At 67.4% G+C, this 21,374-nt stretch carries 19 protein-coding genes and 1 pseudogene; 9 read left to right on the top strand and 11 right to left on the bottom strand.

What is annotated here, in order from left to right:
• Positions 1 to 104 precede the first annotated feature (104 nt).
• The 7 genes from QM772_RS04210 to QM772_RS04180 form a co-directional block, all read right to left on the bottom strand.
• Positions 105 to 806, bottom strand: coding sequence for a Crp/Fnr family transcriptional regulator (locus QM772_RS04210; protein WP_415134204.1), 702 nt, complete (start codon positions 804 to 806; stop codon positions 105 to 107).
• Positions 807 to 840: 34 nt separating this feature from the next.
• Positions 841 to 1,845: a Bug family tripartite tricarboxylate transporter substrate binding protein gene (locus QM772_RS04205; protein WP_415134203.1), complete on the bottom strand. Its 1,005-nt coding sequence runs from the start codon at positions 1,843 to 1,845 to the stop codon at positions 841 to 843.
• A gap of 192 nt (positions 1,846 to 2,037) precedes the next feature.
• Positions 2,038 to 2,583, bottom strand: coding sequence for a VOC family protein (locus QM772_RS04200; RefSeq protein ID WP_415134202.1), 546 nt, complete (start codon positions 2,581 to 2,583; stop codon positions 2,038 to 2,040).
• 69 nt (positions 2,584 to 2,652) lie between these two features.
• The gene (locus tag QM772_RS04195) at positions 2,653 to 3,348 is read right to left on the bottom strand and encodes an EthD domain-containing protein (RefSeq protein WP_415134201.1); all 696 of its coding nucleotides are present in this window, start codon (positions 3,346 to 3,348) and stop codon (positions 2,653 to 2,655) included.
• 138 nt (positions 3,349 to 3,486) lie between these two features.
• Entirely contained in the window at positions 3,487 to 4,182 is a 696-nt protein-coding gene (locus tag QM772_RS04190; RefSeq protein ID WP_415134200.1) for an EthD domain-containing protein, read from the bottom strand.
• Positions 4,179 to 5,798, bottom strand: a complete 1,620-nt coding sequence (locus tag QM772_RS04185) for a GMC family oxidoreductase (protein WP_415134199.1) — start codon at positions 5,796 to 5,798, stop codon at positions 4,179 to 4,181. The genes QM772_RS04190 and QM772_RS04185 overlap by 4 nt, the downstream gene beginning before the upstream one ends.
• On the bottom strand, positions 5,795 to 6,784 hold the full coding sequence (locus QM772_RS04180; protein WP_415134198.1) for a Bug family tripartite tricarboxylate transporter substrate binding protein: 990 nt from the start codon (positions 6,782 to 6,784) through the stop codon (positions 5,795 to 5,797). The genes QM772_RS04185 and QM772_RS04180 overlap by 4 nt, the downstream gene beginning before the upstream one ends.
• 378 nt (positions 6,785 to 7,162) lie before the next feature.
• Between QM772_RS04180 and QM772_RS04175 the strand changes: the two are divergent.
• Positions 7,163 to 7,731, top strand: a pseudogene (locus QM772_RS04175) (IS5 family transposase); the annotation flags it as partial.
• A 258-nt stretch (positions 7,732 to 7,989) separates the two neighbouring features.
• Here the strand turns inward: QM772_RS04175 and QM772_RS04170 are convergent.
• The gene (locus tag QM772_RS04170; RefSeq protein WP_415134197.1) at positions 7,990 to 10,854 is read right to left on the bottom strand and encodes an Rne/Rng family ribonuclease; all 2,865 of its coding nucleotides are present in this window, start codon (positions 10,852 to 10,854) and stop codon (positions 7,990 to 7,992) included.
• 580 nt (positions 10,855 to 11,434) lie between these two features.
• On the opposite strand from QM772_RS04170, the gene QM772_RS04165 reads away from it, so the two are divergent.
• From QM772_RS04165 to QM772_RS04150, 4 genes are all read left to right on the top strand, one after another.
• Complete coding sequence (locus QM772_RS04165; protein ID WP_415134196.1) at positions 11,435 to 12,430, top strand: RluA family pseudouridine synthase; 996 nt, start codon at positions 11,435 to 11,437, stop codon at positions 12,428 to 12,430.
• Entirely contained in the window at positions 12,427 to 13,089 is a 663-nt protein-coding gene (locus tag QM772_RS04160; protein ID WP_415134195.1) for an HAD family hydrolase, read from the top strand. The genes QM772_RS04165 and QM772_RS04160 overlap by 4 nt, the downstream gene beginning before the upstream one ends.
• A gap of 67 nt (positions 13,090 to 13,156) precedes the next feature.
• On the top strand, positions 13,157 to 13,525 hold the full coding sequence (locus QM772_RS04155; RefSeq protein ID WP_415134194.1) for a Rieske (2Fe-2S) protein: 369 nt from the start codon (positions 13,157 to 13,159) through the stop codon (positions 13,523 to 13,525).
• A 66-nt stretch (positions 13,526 to 13,591) separates the two neighbouring features.
• Positions 13,592 to 14,548, top strand: a complete 957-nt coding sequence (locus QM772_RS04150) for a S49 family peptidase (RefSeq protein ID WP_415134193.1) — start codon at positions 13,592 to 13,594, stop codon at positions 14,546 to 14,548.
• On the opposite strand, the gene QM772_RS04145 is transcribed toward QM772_RS04150, so the two are convergent.
• The 3 genes from QM772_RS04145 to QM772_RS04135 all read right to left on the bottom strand — a co-directional run bounded on the left by QM772_RS04145 (position 14,523) and on the right by QM772_RS04135 (position 18,278).
• A complete protein-coding gene (locus QM772_RS04145; RefSeq protein WP_415134192.1) occupies positions 14,523 to 16,835 on the bottom strand; it encodes a tetratricopeptide repeat protein in 2,313 nt (770 codons plus the stop codon). The two genes, QM772_RS04150 and QM772_RS04145, sit on opposite strands and share 26 nt — an antisense overlap.
• Before the next feature lie 11 nt (positions 16,836 to 16,846).
• Positions 16,847 to 17,614 (bottom strand): SAM-dependent methyltransferase, encoded by a 768-nt coding sequence (locus tag QM772_RS04140; RefSeq protein ID WP_415134191.1) that lies wholly within the window; start codon positions 17,612 to 17,614, stop codon positions 16,847 to 16,849.
• A gap of 61 nt (positions 17,615 to 17,675) precedes the next feature.
• Entirely contained in the window at positions 17,676 to 18,278 is a 603-nt protein-coding gene (locus QM772_RS04135) for a Maf family nucleotide pyrophosphatase (protein WP_415134190.1), read from the bottom strand.
• Positions 18,279 to 18,305: 27 nt separating this feature from the next.
• On the opposite strand from QM772_RS04135, the gene QM772_RS04130 reads away from it, so the two are divergent.
• The 4 genes from QM772_RS04130 to QM772_RS04115 all read left to right on the top strand — a co-directional run bounded on the left by QM772_RS04130 (position 18,306) and on the right by QM772_RS04115 (position 21,318).
• Positions 18,306 to 18,854 carry a YceD family protein gene (locus tag QM772_RS04130; RefSeq protein WP_415134189.1) on the top strand — a complete coding sequence of 183 codons (549 nt, stop codon included), beginning with the start codon at positions 18,306 to 18,308 and terminating at the stop codon, positions 18,852 to 18,854.
• A gap of 134 nt (positions 18,855 to 18,988) precedes the next feature.
• Complete coding sequence (gene rpmF, locus QM772_RS04125; RefSeq protein WP_415134188.1) at positions 18,989 to 19,171, top strand: 50S ribosomal protein L32; 183 nt, start codon at positions 18,989 to 18,991, stop codon at positions 19,169 to 19,171.
• Positions 19,172 to 19,300: 129 nt separating this feature from the next.
• Positions 19,301 to 20,341 (top strand): phosphate acyltransferase PlsX, encoded by a 1,041-nt coding sequence (gene plsX, locus QM772_RS04120; protein WP_415134187.1) that lies wholly within the window; start codon positions 19,301 to 19,303, stop codon positions 20,339 to 20,341.
• Positions 20,338 to 21,318 carry a beta-ketoacyl-ACP synthase III gene (locus QM772_RS04115; RefSeq protein ID WP_415134186.1) on the top strand — a complete coding sequence of 327 codons (981 nt, stop codon included), beginning with the start codon at positions 20,338 to 20,340 and terminating at the stop codon, positions 21,316 to 21,318. Before plsX ends, QM772_RS04115 begins: the two co-directional genes overlap by 4 nt.
• The last annotated feature ends 56 nt before the right edge of the window (positions 21,319 to 21,374 follow it).

Raw genomic sequence — 21,374 nt, 5'->3', positions numbered from 1 at the left:
GTGGCCACCAGTTTGTTCGAGGATAGCAGCGCAGCACGCGTGGCGCGGTATCCGCAGATACTCGACGCGTCGGAATCGCGCGTGTACTCACCCCGGTGCGCGGACTACTTGCTGCCGAGCAGCCGGATCAGGCCCTCGTGGTCGATGATCTCGACGTGCGACGGATGCGTGGAGACCAGCCCCTTGCAGGCGAGCAGCTTCAGCTTGCGAGTCACCGTCACGCGGCTGAGGCCGGCCATCTCGCCGAGCTGTTCGTGGGTCAGCGACACCGTCGTGGTGCTGCCCGGCACGTGCCGCTGCGACGCCGCGATGCGCGCGAGCAGCTCGACCAGCCGTTCCTCAGGGTCGCCGGACGCGAAGCGGGTGAGCTTGTTGACTAGCACGCGGTTCTTGACGCCGAGCAGTTCGATCAGCGAGATTGCCAGGTCGGGGCGCAGATGCGCGACGGCGCGGATTTCCTCGGGCTCATAGCGGATCAGCTCCACGTACGAGACCGCCGTGACGGTGGTCGTGTGCGGCAGGCCGGTGAAGGCCGCCCCCTCGCCGAACATCGCGCCGGGTCCGAAGATCTCGAGCAGTAGCGTCTTGCCGTTGCGCCGTACCACCGATGCGTCGACGAAGCCGCTGCGCACCCGATAGAAGCACGGTGCGTGCGCACCCTGGTGGAACAATACGCAGCCGGGCCTGAGCGGCACGAGCGTCCCCAGCCCGGCCATCTGCTGCCAGAGCTCGGAGAGCTTCAGCGACGCGTCCCACGAAGCGTAGACGCGCGACGGGTTGGTCGGGTCGCCGCCGGTTCGCTTCATGCAGGCATGCCGCGCCGGCGGCGACCCGACGAGCTCACTCCACGGTGATGTTGGCGGTGCGGATGACTTCCGCCCAGCGGGCCATCTCGTCGTGCATGAAGCGTGCGAACGCATCGGGCGGCATCAGCTCCGGCAAGAACCCCGACTCGATCATTCGTGCCTTGCCCGCCGGATCCTTGAAGGTCGCGGTCGTGGTCTCGACCAGCTGCTGGACGATCTTGGGCGCGACCTTCGCCGGCGCGAACAGTCCCGACCAGGCGTCGGCCTCGCAGTCCGTCACTCCCTGTTCTGCCAGCGTCGGGATGTGGGGCAGCCCCGGCGAACGTGCATGAGACGCGACCGCGTACGCTTCGAGACTGCCGTCTCGGATGTGGCTGAGCACGCCGGGCAGCGTCGCGAACCAGAAGTCCAGCCGTCCGCCGAGCATATCGGGCAGCACCTGGGCCGAGCCGCGGTAGGGTACGTGTACCGCGTTGACGATGCCGGTCGTCTTCTTGAACAACTCGGCGGCCAGATGGGAACCGGAGCCGTTGCCGGAGGAGCCGTAGGTCAAGCGTCCCTGGCGCCCCAGCGCGATCAGCTCGCGCAGGTCGCGCGCGGCGTGCCCTTTGCGGACCACCAGCATGTGCTGCAGCCGGGCGATGCCGATGATCGGCACGAAGTCCCGAAAGGCATCGTAGCCTGGGTTCTTCATCAGCAGCGGGTTTGCGCCGTGTGTCTGGTTGCTGCCCAACAGCAACGTGTAGCCGTCGGGATCGGCCGTGGCCACGGTGCGCGTGCCTATGGTTGCCGCGCCGCCGGGCTGGTTGATAACGATCCCCGGCTGTCCCAGCATGCGGCGCAACCCTTCCGCGATCAGGCGCGCGGTGATGTCGTTTGGTCCGCCGGCCGGATACGGCACAACCAGCTTGATCGGACGGCTGGGATAGCTCGCCAGGGCGGGCTGCGCGTACGCACACGCGGATGCACCCGCTGCGGCAATGAGCAGGCGGCGGCGATTGACCCTCATCGGTGTCTCCTGGCATTCGACCTTCTTCATCAGTGTCTCCTGGTATTTATCGTGATGTTCCGGAATCATGGGTGGCGAACCGAGGCGTGCGCGGTATCCGTCGATACTGCAGAAGGCCGCATCATTTGCGCTCTTCTCGCTGCATGGGCTTCCATCCGCCAAGGCTCTTAACGTGAGTGCGGCGAGTAACTTCTTTCTTGGTCAGGACCTCTCAATTCAGCGTCAATCTGCCGGATGGCAGGGGTTCCATAGTTTTCGCGTCAGATGTCTTTCATATGGTTTTTCATCCTTGGCATAGCTAACCAATTCGAACTGCATGCCCCAGGGACTCTTGAAATACACCCACCGCATCCCACCGTTAGGGTCGGATGGCGGAACACGTTTGGGCTCACCGAGGACTCTTACGTTATGGGATCGCAGATGCTCGACAGCTGCATCAATGTCATCTACGAACAATGCAATGTGATGCCCACCGATGTCGCTGTTGCGGGGAGGGGTTGTTCGTTGACCTGGAGCCTCGTACTCAAACACTTCGATATTCGAGCCATGACCGCACCGGAACAACCTCAGCTTCCGCATGACGGCGCGAGGATGCACATCAAGTTCATCCTGCATCCATGTTCCCGATGAACTGAATGGTCCTTTATCGAAATAAGGTTCAAAACCTAAAACATCGACAAAGAATCTCGTGGCTTCTTCCAGATCAGGAACGGTAATCCCGATGTGGTCGGCGCCGCGCAGCCCGGGCAGAGTTGAGTTTTTTTTCATTTGAACCAGTCAGACATGAAGATGCGGCCGAAGGGCAAGAGACGGGGCACCAAACTCTTGCCTGCGTCATCACGCATCGGCTGGAAGTTGCACCACCTCTTCGCGCACGATGCGCGGACTGAGCTGGTGGATCATTTGTGCCGCCTGTCCCGTGATCCCGGTGCCCTGCGGCTGGAATGTGGCCAGCATGGACTCGATGCTCTGGAGGTAGAGCTCGGTCACCCCGTCGGGAAACCGGATGTCCGGCGAGTTTTCCGCCAGGTACATGCATCTTTCTGCGATGACATGAATCTGCGAGTAACCCAACAGCGCATCGAGCTTGGCGACCTTGGGTCCGTGCACATCCGTCCACCAGGTCTGGAACTCTCCGCGCGTCTTGGCGGGATCCGGGAATTGGAGTGACATGCGTTTGAGAGGCGGCGTGATGGCCGCGTCCTTCGCTATCAGATCCTTGCGGTGTGTCGCAAGTGCGATGGCATATTGGAGGCCAGTTTCCAGAGAAGGCGCAGGCGTGAGCAGGCTGTCATGCTGGAGTGCGGCCAGCAGCGCATCCCGGCTCGGGAAGACAACCTGTACCAGGCGGTCGAAGACGAGGGGGCCAAGCGGCATCGGCATCGGCACGTCTTCCCCGGTCGCGACGTTTTCGACGAGACGGACAGCGCCGGGCAGGCGCTTGAGGTTCCCCAGATACTCTTCCCAGCCGCTCGATGGCTGAGTGCCGGATCGGAACTGCACGAGCACGAGTAGTTCATGGGGTGATTTCATGAATGGGTCTCCTTGAGAATCATTTGTGTAATGTGTCGTCCCGATGTCGCTGTTACGAGCGGGAGCCTTGTACTCAAACTTTCACCTTGGTGGAACTGCACAAGTTGCAGGATGACATTGCGAAGACTCAGCGTGTCATCACATATCGGCTGGAAGTCGCACCACCTCTTCGCGCACGATGTGCGGACTAAGCTGGTGGATCATTTGCGCCGCCTGTCCCGTGATTCCGGTGCCCTGCGGCTGGAGTGTGGCCAACATGGACTCGATGCTCTGGAGGTAGAGCTCGGTCACCCCGTCGGGAAACCGGATGTCCGGCGAGTTTTCCGCCAGGTACATGCATCTTTCTGCGATGACATGAAGCTGCGCGACACCCAGCATCGCATCGAGCTTGGCGACCTTGGGTCCGTGCACATCCGTCCACCAGGCCTGGAACTCTCCGCGTGTCTTGGTGGGATCAGGGAAGAGGAGCGACATGCGTTTGAGGGGCGGCGTGATGGTCGGGTCCTTCACGATCACCTCTCTGCGATGGGCCGCAAGCGCGATTGCATACTTGAGGCCCGCCTCCAAAGAAGACGCAGGCGTGAGCAGGCTGTCATGCTGGAGCGCGGCCAGCAGCGCATCCCGGCTCGGGAAGACAACCTGTACCAGGCGGTCGAAGACGAGAGGGCCAAGCGGCATCGGCATCGGCACGTCTTCCCCGGTCGCGACGTTTTCGACGAGACGGACAGCACCGGGCAGGCGCTTGAGGTTCCCCAGATACTCTTCCCAGCCGCTCGATGGCTGAGTGCCGGATCGGAACTGCACGAGCACGAGTAGTTCATGGGGTGATTTCATGAATGGGTCTCCTTGAGAATCATTTGTGAGGCTCGCTCCGCCACCATCATCGTCGGCGCATGGGTGTTGCCGGACGGAATCGTGGGGAACACGGAAGCATCCACGACGCGCAGCCGCGCAATGCCGCGTACGCGCAGCCTGCCGTCCACCACCGCGTTCCTGTCGGTGCCCATGCGACACGTGCCGACGGCATGAAAGGTGGAGCCGCTGTTGGCGCGGACATAGGCCTCGATCTGGGCATCTGTTTGAACCGATGGTCCTGGCGTGTGTTCGCGTTCGATCAATTGGGCGAGGGCGGGGGCGGTCGATAGCGAGCGGAGCAATTTCACGCCCTGGGTCGCCAAACGGACGTCATCTTCATGATGCGCGTAATTGAACTGAATGATGGGCGGCGCGTCGATGTCTGCGGACGCAATCGACACCGACCCGCGGCTTTTCGGCCGAAGAACGATGGCATTCATCGTGAAGCCGGAAAAGTCGTGCAACTCGACGCAGCGTGCGTCGCGGCGTTTGAGGCTGGACGTCCACATGGTGATCTGGAGATCGGGGCGCTCGAGATCGGTCGATGATCGGAAAAATCCGCCCGCATAGAGGCCTGTTGCCAACGGCCCCCTTCGGGTCAGCGCGTACTGAATGGCCGCTTTGGCCTTTCGGAGGGGGCCACGCATCGTGTCGTTGTGCGTGATCGGCTGGTTGCAGACGTAGACGCTGTTGGTGCGGAAGTGGTCATGGAGGTTTTGCCCCACCCCAGGAAGGTCGAGGACGACTCCGATCCCGTGTTTTTCGAGCAGCGACGCGGGTCCGATGCCTGAAGCCTGAAGCAGTTGTGGGCTGTGGAAAGTGCCGGCGCAGACGATGGTTTCGCGGCGCGCCATGACATTCGAAGTCCTGGCGTGGTTCCGAAGGCAAACGCCAACGGCAGATTGGCCTTCAAGCAGCAGCCGTGTGACTTTGACCCCAACGGCAACTTCCAGCCTCGAATGCCCGAGCTTGCCGCGCAGGAAACCGGCGGCGCTGCTGCAGCGCATGCCATTGCGCGTCGTCAGCTGGAAGTAGCCGGCGCCCTCCTGCTGCTCGCCGTTGAAATCTTCCCGGCGCGGATGGCCGCGTTGCGCCGCGGCTTCAATGAATGCATCGGCCAACTCATGTCTCTGGGGCTGGTCGGATACGCGTATCGGCCCGCCGGTGCCGTGGTAGGCGTCTGCCCCGCGGCTTTGGTCTTCGGATTTTTTGAACCACGGCAAGACATCCGCATACGACCATCCCTCGGCACCGGATTGCGACCAAGCGTCGTAGTCCTCGCGCTGCCCTCGGATGTACAGCATGCCGTTGATCGAACCCGTGCCGCCAAGGACTTTCCCTCTCGGCTGAAACGTGCGCCGGCCGTTCAGGAACGGCTCCGGTTCGGACTCCAGCATCCAGTTGAACCGTGGGTTGTTGAAGAGCTTTCCATAGCCGAGCGGTATATGGATCCAGGGACTGGTGTCCCGCGGACCCGCTTCAACCAGGAGCACCGAATGTTCGCCTGACTCCGCCAGGCGTGCGGCGACAGCGCAGCCGGCAGAGCCGGCGCCGACCACGATGTAGTCGTATTCGTTTTTCTCGGGAAGGCTCATTCGACTACGGCGCCAGATTCCTTCACGACCTTTGCCCAGCGTGCCAGGTCATCCCGCACCACCTTGGCAAATTCTTCCGGCGTGACCTTGTCCACATAGGCTCCTGAGGTTTCAAGCTGCTTGCGGACGTCGGGAAGGTCCAGGATGGCTGAAACCTCGCTGTTGAGCCTGTTGACGATTTCCAGAGGTGTACCCGCAGGGGCCAGCAAACCGTACCACGGGGTAGCATCGAAGCCGGGAAAGAGCTTGCTTTCGCCGAGTGCCGGCACATTGGGCAGCGCAGGGGACCGCTTGCCGCTCGACACGGCGAGCGCCTTCACTTGCCCGCTCTTCACGAACGGAGCGACGGCGGAGATGCTTGCCCACATGATCTCGATCCGACCTCCGACGACGTCCAACAGGGCGGGCGCGGCCCCCTTGTACGGAACGTGCGTGAAGTCTGCGCCCGTGCGCGACTGCACCATGGTTGCCATCAAGTGGTTGGTGGAGCCGTTCCCCGCCGAGGCGTAGGTGATGGTGCCTTTTTTCGATGCGGCGACCACGTCGTCGACGGAGTTGAATGGCGACTTCGCTCCGGTTACGAGAACGGCTGGCACGCGGCCGACGATCGCAATCGGCGCGAAGTCCTTGACGGAGTCGTACGTGAGCGATTTGTACAGCGCCGGATTGATGGCGTGCGAGCCGTCACTGGCCATCAAGAGCGTGTATCCATCGGCAGGAAGGCGTGCAACTTCTCCGGTGCCGATGACGCCGTTTGCGCCGGGCCGGTTGTCCACGACAACCGGCTGCCCCAGCCGTTCGCTGAGCTTTTGCGCCACGATGCGGGCCAGCGTATCGACGGCACCGCCTGGCAGCTGTGGCGCAACCAGGCGAATGGACTTGGCCGGCCAGGCTTGCGCTTGCGCGGCAAGCGGCAAGAGCGAAAACGAAGCGGCAGTTGCAATCCATACGGCGAGTGCAAGGCGCCGGTACTTGAGTGTGTTCACATTTGTCTCCAGTTCAGGAATTTATGGTTGTCGAAGCGTGTCGTTCGGCGATGTGACCGAACACCCTGGCAGGGCCGAGGGGTGTGCCTCCGCCCGGGTAGTCGCCGTGCGTAGAGGCTGGGAGCAGGTGATTCATCCTCTCTATGAGCGCGTGCGAGAGCCCCCTCCGATTGCTTAACATGTTAAGTAAATATGTTAGTGCGTCGGGCAAAGAAAGGGACTAGGGAAATCACGGGGCTGCGTCCAGGGCGTCACGCACGACTGCATTCACCATGGCACGACCACGCTGTTTGCGGCCTGGGCTGTTAGGGACGCTCTTCACGAATGCATCTACGGCGTGCTGACCGTGTTGGCGCGGCGCTTGCTGCCCAGGCGGTCATGAAGCAAACAAATCTGGGCCTTGCCAACTCGACCGGGTGCACGCGCAAGCGCAAGCGCGAGTTTCTTGATGCGACGGACCGGGTGGTGCCGTGGTCTGATCTGGTGGCGCTGATCGAACCGTATGCGCCCGAGGCCGGACTATGCGGCCAGCAGCCTTTGGCGTTGAAGTGCTGCTGCGCGTGCACTTTATGCAGCAGTGGTTCAACCTGTCGGCCCCGGCCATGGAAGAAGCTCTGCCCAGCGATTCGAGCATCCTGCGCTTTCGCCGGCTGCTGGAGAGCCACGGGCTGGCCCAGCAACTCCTGGCCAGTGTCAACGAACTGCTCACCGCTCAAGGGCTGCTGCTTAAGGCCGGCATGGTGGTGGACGCCACGCTCATCGCCGCGCCCAACTCGACCAAGAACAAAGACGCAGTTCGAGACCCCGGGATGCACCGGAGCAAGAAGGGCAACCAGTGGCACTTCGGGATGAAGGCACACATCGGGGCGGATGCCCACTCGGGCCTGGTGCGCACGGTGCGCGGCACGGCCGGCAACGTCAATGACGTGGTCGAGGGCAACGGCCTGCAAAAGACCCGATACGAGGCACATCGAGCGCTCGCAGTGATGGACCGCAGATCATGCTCGCCCTACTGCGGCTGAAACCAGCCACAACAGACATAAGCACGGCACGAAGCCGTTCGTGAAGAGCGTCCCTAAGTGATTGATAAATCTGCTGTATCAGGTTTCGGCGCAGTCCAGCGAGATGCGGCACTGGAGTCATGGCGAAATGAAAAAGGCCGGACGGTCACCCGTCCGGCCCTGTATGCCGCAGCGGCGCGGAGGTCAGCGCTGCGCCTGCTCGAAGGGCAGTGTCACTTCGCGCAGGTCCTGGCGCGTCTCGACCAGCACCAGCGGGCCGTCGTCCAGTTCGACCACCGGTGGGCGCTCGCGCGGCACGCGGATGGGCTGGGGCTCGGCGGCGATGGCGGCCTGCACGGCGGCCACCTTGTCGGCGTCGGAGTTCACCCAGTTCAGGCCGGCGGCGTCGGCGATGCGTGCCAGTTCGTCCGCTGGCAGGCTGAAGGGCGCGACCTTGGGCAGGCCGGCGGGCGCGGCCGCGATCGGCGCTGCCGTGGGCTGGACCGGCGTGCCAACTGCTACATGATTTGTAGCTTCTGGCGCTTGATGGACGGGCGCTGCGGGCATATTTGATGCCTCATTCGTCATGTCCACGGGTGCCGCGGGCGCATCGGCATCGATGCGGCGCGCGAAGTACGAGCGCGGGGCGCTGCCGTCGCTGGCGTCGGCGTGCGATTCCACCGGTTCGGCGCTGGTGTGCGGCTCGCGCGCTTCGCCCTGGCGCTCGCCGCCGCGCTCACGGCGTTCGCGGCCGCCACGCTCGCGCGGGCGGCGCTCGCGGCGCTCTTCGCTGGCGGCGATTTCGGCAGGCGCTTCGGTTGCGCTGGGTGCGGCGCCGTCCTGGGGCAGGGCCGCTTCATCGCGCGGCTCGGCCGGGCGCTCGCCGCGCTCGCGGCGGCCTTCGCCACGGCCCCGGCGGCCTTCGCCGCGCTCGCCGCGTGGTGGGCGCGCATTGGCGGCGTCGCTGCCGGGTTCGGCCGCGATGGCGTCAGCCACGTTCGCCGCTTGTTCGGCCACGGGGGCTTCCCGGCGCTCGCGCTGCGGGCCGTTGCGTTCACCGCGTTCACCGTTGCGGCGGTTGGCGTCGCGCGGACCAGCGTCGCGCGGCTGGCCGTCGCGGCTGCTGCCCTGGCCTTCGGCGCGGCCCTCACCACGACCTTCACCACGACCCTCGCCACGGCCCTCGCCACGGCCACCCCGGCCGCTGCGTCCGCCACGGTTGCCGCGGCGTTCGCCATCGCGCCCGCCGCGGGCTTCCTTCTTCTCCTCGGTGGCGGGCTGCGCGGCGGGCGCGGGCACCGGCGCGGGCGGCGGCGCGGCGCCGAACAGGCCCTTCAGCCAGCCCATCAGGCCGCCGGTCGCCGGTGTGGCCGCAGGGGTGAAGCTGGCGGGCGCGCTGGGCGCGGGCGCGGCGGGCGTGGGCGCGGGTTCCGCCACCTCGGGCCGCGCCTCGGGCTGCGGCGCCGGGGTGTCGCGCAGCACGCCCTTGATGACGGGCTGCTGGCGGTTGGTCGGCTCCTGGCTGCGGCGGGTGACGGTGGTGGGGTCTTCGAACTCCTCGGCCAGCTTGTAGCTGGAGTCGAGGTCGTCCAGGCGCGGGTCGTCGTGCTTCAGGCGCTCCAGCTTGTAGTGGGGTGTTTCCAGCGTCTTGTTGGGCACCAGGGTGACGTTGACGCGCTGCTTGAGCTCGATCTTGGCGATCTCGGGGCGCTTCTCGTTCAGCAGGAAGCTGGCCACTTCCACCGGCACCTGCACGTTGACGGCGGCGGTGTTGTCCTTCATCGATTCTTCTTGAATGATGCGCAGGATCTGCAGCGCCGACGATTCGGTGTCGCGCACGTGGCCGGAGCCGCCGCAGCGCGGGCAGGGGATGGAGGCGCCTTCGGAGAGGGCGGGCTTCAGGCGCTGGCGGCTCATCTCCAGCAGGCCGAACTTGCTGATGGTGCCGAACTGCACGCGCGCGCGGTCCTGGCGCAGCGCGTCGCGCAGGCGGTTCTCGACCTCGCGGCGGTTCTTGCTCTCCTCCATGTCGATGAAGTCGATCACCACCAGGCCGCCCAGGTCGCGCAGGCGCATCTGGCGCGCCACTTCGTCGGCGGCTTCCAGGTTGGTGCGGGTGGCGGTCTCCTCGATGTCGCCGCCCTTGATGGCGCGCGCGGAGTTGACGTCGATGGACACCAGCGCCTCGGTGTGGTCGATGACGATGGCGCCGCCGGAGGGCAGGGTGACGGTGCGGCTGTAGGCCGACTCGATCTGGTGCTCGATCTGGAAGCGGCTGAACAGCGGCGCGTTGTCGCGGTAGCGCTTGACGCGATGCGCCTGCTCGGGCATCACGTGGCTCATGAACTGGTGGGCCTGCTCGAAGATGTCGTCGGTGTCGATCAGGATGTCGCCGATGTCGGCGTTGAAGTAGTCGCGGATGGCGCGGATCACCAGGTTGCTTTCCTGGTAGATCAGGAAGGCGCCCTTGCCGGCCTTGGCGGCGCCGTCGATGGCGTCCCACAGCTTCAGCAGGTAGTTCAGGTCCCACTGCAATTCAGGCGCGGTGCGGCCGATGCCGGCGGTGCGCGCGATGATGCTGGCGCCCTTGGGGTATTCGAGCTGGTCCATCGCCTCCTTCAGCTCGGCGCGGTCGTCGCCCTCGATGCGCCGGCTGACGCCGCCGCCGCGCGGGTTGTTGGGCATCAGCACCACGTAGCGGCCGGCCAGGCTGACGAAGGTGGTGAGCGCGGCGCCCTTGTTGCCGCGCTCTTCCTTCTCGACCTGCACCAGCAGCGACTGGCCTTCCTTGATGACGTCGTTGATGCGCGCCTGGCTGACCGAGACGCCCTCGGCGAAGTACTGGCGCGAGATTTCCTTGAACGGCAGGAAGCCGTGGCGCTCTTCGCCGTAGTCGACGAAGCAGGCTTCCAGCGACGGCTCCACGCGCGTCACCACGGCCTTGTAGATGTTGCCCTTGCGCTGCTCGCGCCCTTCGATCTCGATCTCGTAATCGAGCAGTTTCTGTCCGTCCACGATCGCCAGGCGGCGCTCTTCGGCCTGCGTGGCGTTGATCAGCATCCGTTTCATGATGCGTCTTCCTCTTTGTCAAAAGCAGTCAATGGCGGCCCGGAGGACGCCCGGAGATGCCTCGGACGGCGCGTTGAAACGGATGGAATTGCCGGGTGCGACTGACTGCGGGCCTTCAGCGCGCGGTGCGCGCGCTTCGGCGGGCTGCTGAACGGGTGGTTCAGCGGCCGGGGTCAGGCGGGGGCGCGTGGATGGGGGCGAGCGGCGCCGGCTCGGCATGTGCTACCAAAAGAGTAGCTGCTGGCGCTTGATGGGCGGGCGCTGGCGGCATAAAAAGCTCCAAGAACGCCAGCCGCAGCCAGCGCCCAAGAGCCATCACCAGTGCCATCGGCATCGCTTGTTCTCGCTTCGATCCGGCTCGCAGGCGCTGCCTTCAGGGGCGGCCTGCCAGCCATGGGTATTCCGTGGTCAGTGTTTCATCGCGTCGGCCGGCCTGCGGGGTTCGGGCAACTGCCTGGACGGCGCTGGCGCGGGCATCGACTTGGTTACTGGCGCGGGGCGTGGGGGGCCTTGGAATAAACTTCCCGTCTTGCGGGCGGCAACTTCCAATTCAAATTCAACCACTTACGGCCGGGTGCCAGTGAATCGCATTATAGGGGCCCCGAGCGGCCTTCCTCCGGATACGGGCAAACCCGAGGTGCGCCGGATCGCCGTGGACGAGGGCGGCGCCGGCCAGCGGCTGGACAACTTCCTGCTGCGCCACCTGAAGGGCGTGCCCAAGACGCACGTCTACCGCATCATCCGCAGCGGCGAGGTGCGCGTGAACAAGGCGCGCGCCGGCGCCGATACGCGCCTGGCCGAAGGCGACGTGGTGCGCGTGCCGCCGGTGCGCACGTCCGACGCGGCGGCGCGCAAGGCCGAGCGGCCGGCGCCGGCGCGCGAGTTCCCCGTGCTGCTGGAGGACGAGCACCTCATCGCCCTCGACAAGCCGGCCGGCGTGGCCGTGCACGGCGGCTCGGGCGTGAGCTTCGGCGTCATCGAGCAGTTGCGGCAGGCGCGGCAGTACGGAGAAGCGGGTGGGGCCCGCTTTCTGGAGCTGGTGCACCGCCTCGACCGCGAGACCAGCGGCATCCTGCTGGTGGCCCGCAAGCGCAGCGCGCTGAAGACCTTGCAGGACCAGTTCCGCGAACGCGAAACCGGCAAGACCTACCTGGCCCTGGTGCTGGGCGACTGGCCCGAGCGGCTGAAGGTGATCGACGCGCCGCTGCACAAATACCTGCAAGCCGACGGCGAGCGCCGCGTGAAGGTGGTCGGCAAGGACGATGCGGATGGCCAGCGCGCCATCACCCTGGTCAAGGTGCGCGAGCGGCTGCCCGGCTTCACGCTGCTGGAGGTCACCATCAAGACCGGCCGCACGCACCAGATCCGCGTGCATCTGGCGGCGCAGGGCCACCCGATCGCCGGCGACGACAAATACGGCGACTTCGAGCGCAACAAAGCCTTGCAGAAACAGGGCCTCAAGCGCATGTTCCTGCACGCCTGGCGTTTACAGTTCACGCACCCGGCCAGTGGCGAGCGCGCCGAGCTGCTGGCGCCGCTGCCGCCCGAGCTGACTTCCTTCATCAACACTCCATGACCCGCCCCCGCCAGTTCGACCTGATCTGCTTCGACTGGGACGGCACGCTGTTCGACTCCACCGCGATCATCGTGCGCAGCATCCAGCAGGCTGTGGTGGACGTGGGTGGCGCCCGGCCCAGCGACGAATCGGCCGCCTGGGTCATCGGCCTGGCGCTGGGGCCGGCGCTGGCGCGCGCCGCGCCCGACGTGCCGCCCGAGAAGCACCCCGAGCTGTCCGCGCGCTACCGCCACCATTACCTGGCGCACCAGAACGACATCAGCCTGTTCGACGGCGTGCCGGCGATGCTGGCCGAGCTTAAAGGCCGCCACCACTGGCTGGCCGTCGCCACCGGCAAGAGCCGCCGCGGCCTGAACGACGTGCTGGCCTCGCGCCAGTTGCACGGCGTGTTCGACGGCTCGCGCACCGCCGACGAGACTGCCGGCAAGCCCGACCCGCGCATGCTGCACGAGCTGATGCGTGAGTTCGGCGCCGACCCCGAGCGCACGCTGATGATCGGCGACACCACGCACGACTTGCAGATGGCGCTGAACGCCGGCTGCGCCAGCGTCGGCGTGAGCTACGGCGCGCACGAGCCGCACGAGTTCGGCGCCCTGCGCCCGCGCCACGTCGCGCACTCGGTGGCCGAGTTGCGGCGCTGGCTGGAGGACAGTGCGTGAGCGCCCGCCCGCCCGGCCGTTCCGAAGGGGGCGCTCGCGCCGCAGCGCGAAGCACGGAGGTGATTCAATGACCGAGGAGGTGATTGCCCTGTGCAACAGCGCCGACTTGCAGGAAGGCGCCCTGGCCGTGCCCTTCGACGTGGTCTATGGCGGCCAGACCTGCCGCGCCTTCGCCATCCGCTTCGGGGGGCAGGTGCACGCCTACCTCAACCGTTGCACCCACGTGGCGATGGAGATGGACTACCAGCCCGACCGCTTCTTCGACGACAGCGGCCGCTGGCTGCTGTGCGCCACGCACGGCGCCGCCTACGCGCCCGACACCGGCGAGTGCGGGGGTGGCCCCTGCAACGGCGGGCTGGTGAAGGTCGCGCTGACCGAGGCGGACGGCGTGGTCTATTGGCACGCCACGCACCTGCTCAAGCCGCTTGCATTCTGAAACCCGGGATGCCGGGATTCGTGAACAATCCGCCCCCTACCGCTCATCCAACGGACACTGCCAGCTATGGAAAATGAAGTCACCCTGGACGCCAAGACGATTCACTGGGAACGCGAGGCGATCGAGAAGCTGCTGCTGGCCGATGTGCGCGAGCGCCGCGCCGCGCGCCGCTGGCGTATCGTCAAGAGCGTCATCTGGATGCTGCTGTTCGGCGCGCTGGTCTGGGCGCTGGCCTCCGACCAGCTGCCCACCGGCGCGCCCAGCACGCCGCACACCGCCCTGGTCAGCATCAAGGGCGAGATCGCCGACCAGGGCGAGGCCAGCGCCGAATACGTGCTGCCCGCGCTGCGCAGCGCGCTGGAGGACTCGGGCTCGAAGGCGCTGGTGCTGCTCATCAACTCGCCCGGCGGCAGCCCGGTGCAGGCGGGGCTGATCAACGACGAGATCCGCCGCCTGCGCGCCAAGCACGGCAAGCCGATCTACGCCGTGGTGGAGGAAACCTGCGCCTCCGCCGCGTACTACATCGCCTCGGCCGCCGACCAGATCTACGTGGACAAGGCCAGCATCGTCGGCAGCATCGGCGTGCTGATGGACGGCTTCGGCTTCGTCGATACGCTGGGCAAGCTGGGGGTGGAGCGCCGGCTGCTCACCGCCGGCCAGAACAAGGGTTTCCTCGATCCGTTCAGCCCGCAGACGGAGGAGCATCGCCGCTACGCCCAGAAGATGCTGGACCAGATCCACCAGCAGTTCATCAGCGTCGTCAAGCAGGGCCGGGGCGATCGCCTGAAGGAGACGCCCGAGACCTTCAGCGGCCTGTTCTGGACCGGCGAGCAGTCGATCCGGCTCGGCCTGGCCGACGGCTACGGCAGCCTCGATTCGGTCGCGCGCGACGTGGCCAAGGCCGAGAAGCTGGTGGACTACACCAACAAGGAGAACATCGCCGAGCGCTTCGCCAAGCGCTTCGGCGCGGCGGTGGGACAAGGCGCGGTGAGCGCGCTCAGGTCGATGCCGCCGCTGCGCTGAGGGGCACGGCGGCCTCCAGCGCCGGCACGTCGATCTCGGCCGGCGGCAGGCCCTGGACGTGGCGCGTCCAGACCATCTCGTAGGCGCGCTCCAGGTGGCGCGTGAAGCGCCGGGTGTCGAACAGCGGCGTGGTCTGGAGGTTGGCCGCCAGCCGCTCGCGCAGGCCCGCCAGCAGGCCCGGCTCGGTCGCCAGGCGCAGCGCCGTCGCTTCGTATTCCTCCGCTGAGCGCGCGATCAGCTCCGGCAGCCCCACCGCGTCCAGCAGGCTGGCGGCCATGCGGCCGGCGAAGCTGTGGCCCACTTGTGTCAGCACCGGCAGGCCGGCCCACAGCGCATCGCTGGCGGTGGTGCCGGCGTTGAAGGGCAGGGTGTCGAGGAACAGGTCGGCCTGGCGGTAACGCGCCATGTACAGGTCGTAGCCGGCGCGCGGGGCGAACACCAGGCGCGCGCCGTCCACGCCGCGCGCGCGCGCTTCGGCGCGCAAGTTGTCCTCGGCCTGCGGCTCGCCGGCCACCAGCCACAGCACGCTGCCGGGTATCTGGCGCAGCACGCGCATCCAGATGTCGAACATGGGCGCGTTCAGCTTGTAGGTGTTGTTGAAGCAGCAAAACACGAAGCCCTGTTCGGGCAGCTTCAGTTCCGTTCGGGGTGGCGGCTCGTCCACCGGCTCGCGCAGGTTGTCGTTGGCCTGAAAGCACTCGGGCAGACGCACGATGTGTTCGCTGAACTCCGCGGCCGCGCCGGGGGGCGTGACCCACCGGTCGCCCAGGATGTAGTCCATCTGCCCCATGCCGGTGGTGCCGGGGTGGCCCAGGTAAGCCACCTGGATCGGTGCCGGCCGGCGTGCCGTGATGCCCGGCCGCGCATTGGCCGTGGGGCCGTTGAGATCGACCAGGATGTCGATCTTGTGCCAGGCGATCAGATCGGCCGCCTGGGCGTCACTGCCGGTGTGCAGGTCGATGAAGTGGTCGAACGCGCCGTGGATACGCTGGCCCAGCGGCGATTGGTCCTTGTGAAGCGGGTTGGTCGAGAAGGCGAAGATTTCGAAGCGTGATTTGTCGTGCGCGCCGAACGCGCCGGCCATCAGTCGGCCGACCGGGTGCTGGTGCAGGTCGGACGACAGGTAGCCGATGCGCAGGCGGCGCTGCCCCACGGGCGTCGCCGGGGTGTCCAGGCGAGTCGGGAGCACTGCTTCGTCGTCGGGCTGCGTTGCCGCCCTGACGCTGGCTTTGAGCAGGTCGTCGGCCGTCAGGCCGGGGTGGGCCAGCATGGCGAACGGCGAGGCCGCCTCGCCCGCGCGGATGAAGTCGCGCACCGCATCCAGCAGGGGCGGCAGCGGTTGCCAGTCGGCGGCGTTTTGCAGCATGTGCATCAGCTCCATCGTGATGCTGACCGAGTGTGGCGCCAGCGCGTGTGCCTTTTGCAGCGCCGCGACGGCCTCGGTCGCACGGCCTCCCTGCTTATGCAGCGCCATGGCTCGGTGGCTCCACAGGCTGGGGGCATTCGGGTTCAGCGCCTCGGCCTTGTCGAAGGCTTTCAGCGCATCGTCGATGCCGCCGAGGTTCAGCAGCGTCGCGCCGTAGCTGATCCACGCTTCGGCGTTCCTGTCGTCCAGGGCGACGGCCTTTTCATAGCAGGTCAACGCATCGGGCAGCCGGTGCACCTGCGTCAGCGCTTTGCCCAGCGTGAACCACGCCGTGGGCGACTTGGGATCGGCCTCGACTGCCTTCCTGTAGCTCGCCAGTGCCTCTTTGTAGCTCGCCTGCGCCTCCTTGGACTGCTTGAGGTGCGCAAGCACATGTCCACGGTTGAGCCAGGCGTTGGCGAAGTTGGGCGCCAGCATCAGCGCGCGTTCCAGGCTTTCGAGTGCCTGCGCATGCCGGCCCAGGGTGTGCAGCACGTTGCCACGGTCGTACCAGACCGGAGCCTGGCGCACGTCGATGGCCAGCGCACGGTCGAAGCAGGCGATGGCCTCGTCGCCGCGGCCCAGCCGGGAATAGGCCGTGCCCAGCAGGCACAGCGTCTGCGCATTGCGACCGTCGAGCGCCAGCGCCTGTTGCAGCGCCTCGGTGGCCGGCGCGAACTGCTCGCCCACGATGCGCGCCATGCCCAGCAGTTGCCAGGCTCGGGCGTCGGCAGGCTCCTTGCGCACGATCTCCTCGCACAGCCGAGCGGCCTGCGCCGCGTCGCCCTGCTGAAAGCATTGCGCGGCGCGCGCCAGCGGCGTGGCCGGCGTGCTTGGCCGGCGCGGCGGAAGAATGGGGCGTGGCGGGATTCTTTGGTTCATGGCGTCGTGTTCTAGGGGCCGATGGCGTGGATGGCGGGCAGGGCGCGCGCCTGGGGTGGCTCGTCGGCCAGGCGTCGCCGCCAGTCCGACACGCGCATGCCGACGATGCGGGCATCGGGCAGCGTCAGGCCGGCGCCGACAGCCAGCCAGGTGGTGGGCGCCAGCGTGTGCGCCAGCGCTTGCAGCAGCGCCTGGTTGCGGTAGGGCGTTTCTATGAATAGCTGCGTTTGCCTGGTGCGCAGCGCCAGGGCTTCGAGTTCGCGAATGCGGGCGGTGCGCGCAGCGGCGTCCTGCGGCAGGTAGCCGACGAAGGCAAAGCTCTGCCCGTTCAGCCCGCTGGCGGCCAGCGCCAGCAGGATGGAGACGGGGCCGACCAGCGGCACCACCGGGATGCCCAGCGCGTGCGCCGCGCGCACCACGGAACTGCCGGGGTCGGCCACGGCGGGCATGCCGGCTTCGCTGACCAGGCCGAGGTCGTGCCCTTGCAGCGCCGGCGCCAGCAGCGGGCGCGCATCGAAGCCGCTGGCGTGGTCGCCCTTCTTGTGCACGGCGCGCGGCAGCTCGGTGACCTGCTGCGCCTGGATCGGCTGCGCCAGCGGCAGCTCGGCATCGACGCGCTTGAGGAAGGCGCGGGTCGATCTGGCGTTCTCGCTGATCCAGTGCGTCAGCCCGGCCGCGATGCGAAGCGTGCCCAGGGGCAGCACGTCGGGCAGCGGCGCCTGGCTGTCGCAGCCGTGGTCCAGCGGCGTCGGCACCAGGTACAGCGTGCCCGTGCTCATCGGTTCACCCTCCGTCCTGCGGACTGCGGGTGTGCGCGCCTTCGGAGCGGCCGGGCGGCGCTCACGGCAGCACCAGCCCGGCGACGCGCAGCAGGCGCGCGGTGCGGATCAGCGGCAGGCCGACCAGCGCCGTCGGGTCGTCGCTGACGATGGCGTCCAGCAGGGCTACCCCTAGGCCCTCGCTCTTGGCGCTGCCGGCGCAGTCGTAGGGCTGCTCGGCGCGCAGGTAGCGTTCGATCTCGCCGTCCGACAGTTCGCGGAAGCGCACTTCGACCGGTGCCAGATCCTGCTGCTCGAAGCCGCTGGCCTGGCACACCACGGCCAGCGCGGTCTGGAAAATGACCGTGCGGCCGCTCATGCGGAGCAGCTGGGCGACGGCGCGCTCGTGCGTGCCGGGCTTGCCGATCGGCTCGCCGTCCAGGTCGGCCACCTGGTCGGAGCCGATGACGATGGCCTCGGGGCGGCGCGCGGCCACCTCGCGCGCCTTGGCCAGCGCCAGGCGCCGCGCCAGCGCCGCGGGGGCCTCGCCGGGCTGCGGGGTTTCGTCCACCTGAGGGGCCTCGACCTCGAAGGCCAGGCCCAGGCGGCCCAGCAGCTCGCGCCGGTAGCGGGACGTGGAGCCCAGCACCAGCGGGCGGGCGGTGGAGGGCGGCGCGGCGTTCATGGGCAGCGATTCTCTTACACTGGGTCGATGACCAAGATCTTCCAGCCCGGCCGGCTCGACGTGGCGGCCTTCGCCCAGGCGCAGGCGGCGGTCGGAGGCCATGATCCGCTACAAAAATACGAGCGTTTGGCGCTTGATCTGCGGGCGCTGGAGCCCGATTCGATGCTCAAGTGGCAGGCCCTGGGCGAGCACCGCACCGCCGCCGATGGCAGCGTGCGCCCGGCGCTGCACCTGCGCGCCGAGGCCGATCTGCCGCTGACCTGCCAGCGCTGCATGGGGCCAATGACGGTGCCGGTGCGCATCGACCGCCATTTCGTCTTCATGCCCGACGAGGCCGCCGCCGCCGCGCTGGACGACGAGTCGGAGGACGACGTGCTGGAGCTGACCCCGGCGCTGGACCTGCACGCGCTGATCGAGGACGAACTGCTCATGGCGCTTCCGCTGGTGCCACGCCATGAAACCTGCCCGGGGGAGGTCAAGCTCTCTGCGCAGGATGAGGGGTTCGACGCCGCCGAGGCCGACAAGCCCAACCCCTTCGCCGCGCTGGCCGCGCTGAAAGGGCGCAAGCCGGACTGAGCCGCGCCCCTAACTGCTTGCCAGGATTGGCGAAAAGCGCGTTTGCGGGCTATAATCGCGGGCTTCATCCAGTTCGCCGCCAAAGAGATGGGATCTCGGGCGACGGGCATCAACCCGATTTCGAAGGAGCCCTCATGGCCGTTCAGCAAAACAAGAAGTCGCCGTCCAAGCGCGGCATGCACCGCTCGCACAACGCCCTGAGCGCGCCCGGCATCGCCGTCGAGCCGACCACCGGCGAGACGCACCTGCGCCACCACATCAGCCCCAACGGCTTCTACCGCGGCCGCCAGGTCATCAAGGCCAAGGCCGAAGCCTGACACCGGCGCTGGCATTCCAGGCGCCCGTCCTATACTGGCCCGGCGCTGCGTTCGCGCAGCTTCGGGCCTTTTGCCGTTCTGGCCGGGCCCTTCCCGGCCGAGCCTTTTCTCTGCCTTCATGGGGCTTGCATGATCGTTCTGGCTGTTGACTGCATGGGTGGCGACCACGGTCCCGTGGTCACGCTGCCCGCCTGCCGCCAGTTCCTCGACGCCCATCCCGACGCCGAACTGCTGCTGGTCGGCCGGCCGGATGCGCTGGCCGCCTTCAGCCACGCCCGCGCGCGGGTGGTGCCGGCCAGCGAGGTGGTCGGCATGGACGATGCGGTCGAGGTGGCACTGCGCAAGAAGAAGGATTCGTCCATGCGCGTGGCCATCCAGCAGGTCAAGGACGGCGCCGCGCAGGCCGCGCTGTCGGCCGGCAACACCGGCGCGCTGATGGCGATCGCGCGCTACCTGCTGAAGACGCTGGAAGGCATCGAGCGCCCCGCCATCGCCACCCAGTTGCCCAACGCGCGCGGCGGCGCCACCACCGTGCTGGACCTGGGCGCCAACGTGGACTGCACGGCCGAGCACCTGCTGCAGTTCGCCGTCATGGGCTCGGCCCTGGTGTCGGTGCTGAAGAACGACGACGAGCCCACGGTCGGCCTGCTGAACATCGGCGAGGAGGCCATCAAGGGCAGCGAGGAGATCAAGCGCGCCGGCGAGCTGCTGCGCGCCGCCGCCTCGGCGGGCGACCTGAACTTCGTCGGCAACGTCGAGGGCAACGACATCTTCACCGGCGCCGCCGACATCGTGGTGTGCGACGGCTTCGTCGGCAACGTGGCGCTCAAGACCAGCGAAGGGCTGGCGACCATGATCTCGCAGTTCCTGCGCGAGGAGTTCTCGCGCAGCCTGCCCACCAAGCTGGCCGGCGCCGTCGCCTACCCGGTGCTGACCGCGCTGAAGAAGCGCATGGACCACCGCCGCTACAACGGCGCCGCGCTGCTGGGCCTGCGCGGGCTGGTGTTCAAGAGCCACGGCTCGGCCGACGCGCTGGCCTTCGAGCAGGCGCTGCGCCGTGCTTATGATGCCGCCAGCAACCAGCTGCTGGCCCGGGTGCAGGCGCGCATCGCGCACGCGGCCCCTTTATTGGTTGCGCCGCGCGCCATTCCGCAAGAAGACGTCAGATGACACAACGCTATTCCCGCATCGCCGGCACCGGCAGCTATTTGCCGCCGCGCCGCGTGACCAACGACGACCTGGTGGCCGAACTGGCCGCACGCGGCATCGAGACCTCCGACGCCTGGATCGTCGAGCGCACCGGCATCCGGGCGCGCCACTTCGCCGCCCCCGACGTACCCGCCAGCGAGCTGGCGGTGCCGGCCGCGCGCGCGGCGCTGGAGGCGGCGGGCGCGCAGCCCGGCGAGATCGACCTGATCATCGTCGCCACGTCCACGCCGGACATGGTGTTTCCCTCCACGGCCGCCATCGTGCAGCACAAACTCGGCATCGCCGGCTGCCCGGCGTTCGACGTGCAGGCGGTGTGCAGCGGCTTCGTCTACGCCATGGCGGTGGCCGACGCGATGATCGCCAACGGCACCGCCCGCAAGGCGCTGGTGATCGGCGCCGAGGTGTTCAGCCGCATCCTCGACTTCAAGGACCGCACCACCTGCGTGCTGTTCGGCGACGGCGCCGGCGCCGTGGTGCTGGAGGCCAGCGACCGCCCCGGCATCCTGGCCACCGACCTGCACGCCGACGGCAGGCACGTCGGCATCCTGTGCGTGCCCGGCAACGTCTCGGGCGGGCAGGTGCTGGGCGATCCGCTGCTCAAGATGGACGGCCAGGCGGTGTTCAAGCTGGCCGTGGGCGTGCTGGAGAAGTCCGCGCGCGCCGTGCTGGCCAAGGCCGGCAAGCAGGAAGCCGACATCGACTGGCTCATTCCGCACCAGGCCAACATCCGCATCATGCAGAGCACCGCGCGCAAGCTGCGCGTGCCGCCGGAGCGCGTGGTGGTCACCGTGCACGACCACGGCAACACCTCGGCCGCCTCCATCCCGCTGGCGCTGGACCACGGCGTGCGCAGCGGCCAGGTGCGCCCGGGGCAGACGGTGCTGCTCGAAGGCGTGGGCGGCGGCTTCACCTGGGGCGCGGTGCTCCTCGTTCTGTAGCTGCTGGCGCTTGATTGGTGGGCGCTGGAGCCGTTTTTTGCTCTGATTTCTCGATC

This window comes from Ottowia sp., from assembly GCF_047601385.1.
GTDB lineage: Bacteria > Pseudomonadota > Gammaproteobacteria > Burkholderiales > Burkholderiaceae_C > Ottowia.
This window is presented reverse-complemented; position numbering and strand designations above follow the sequence as displayed.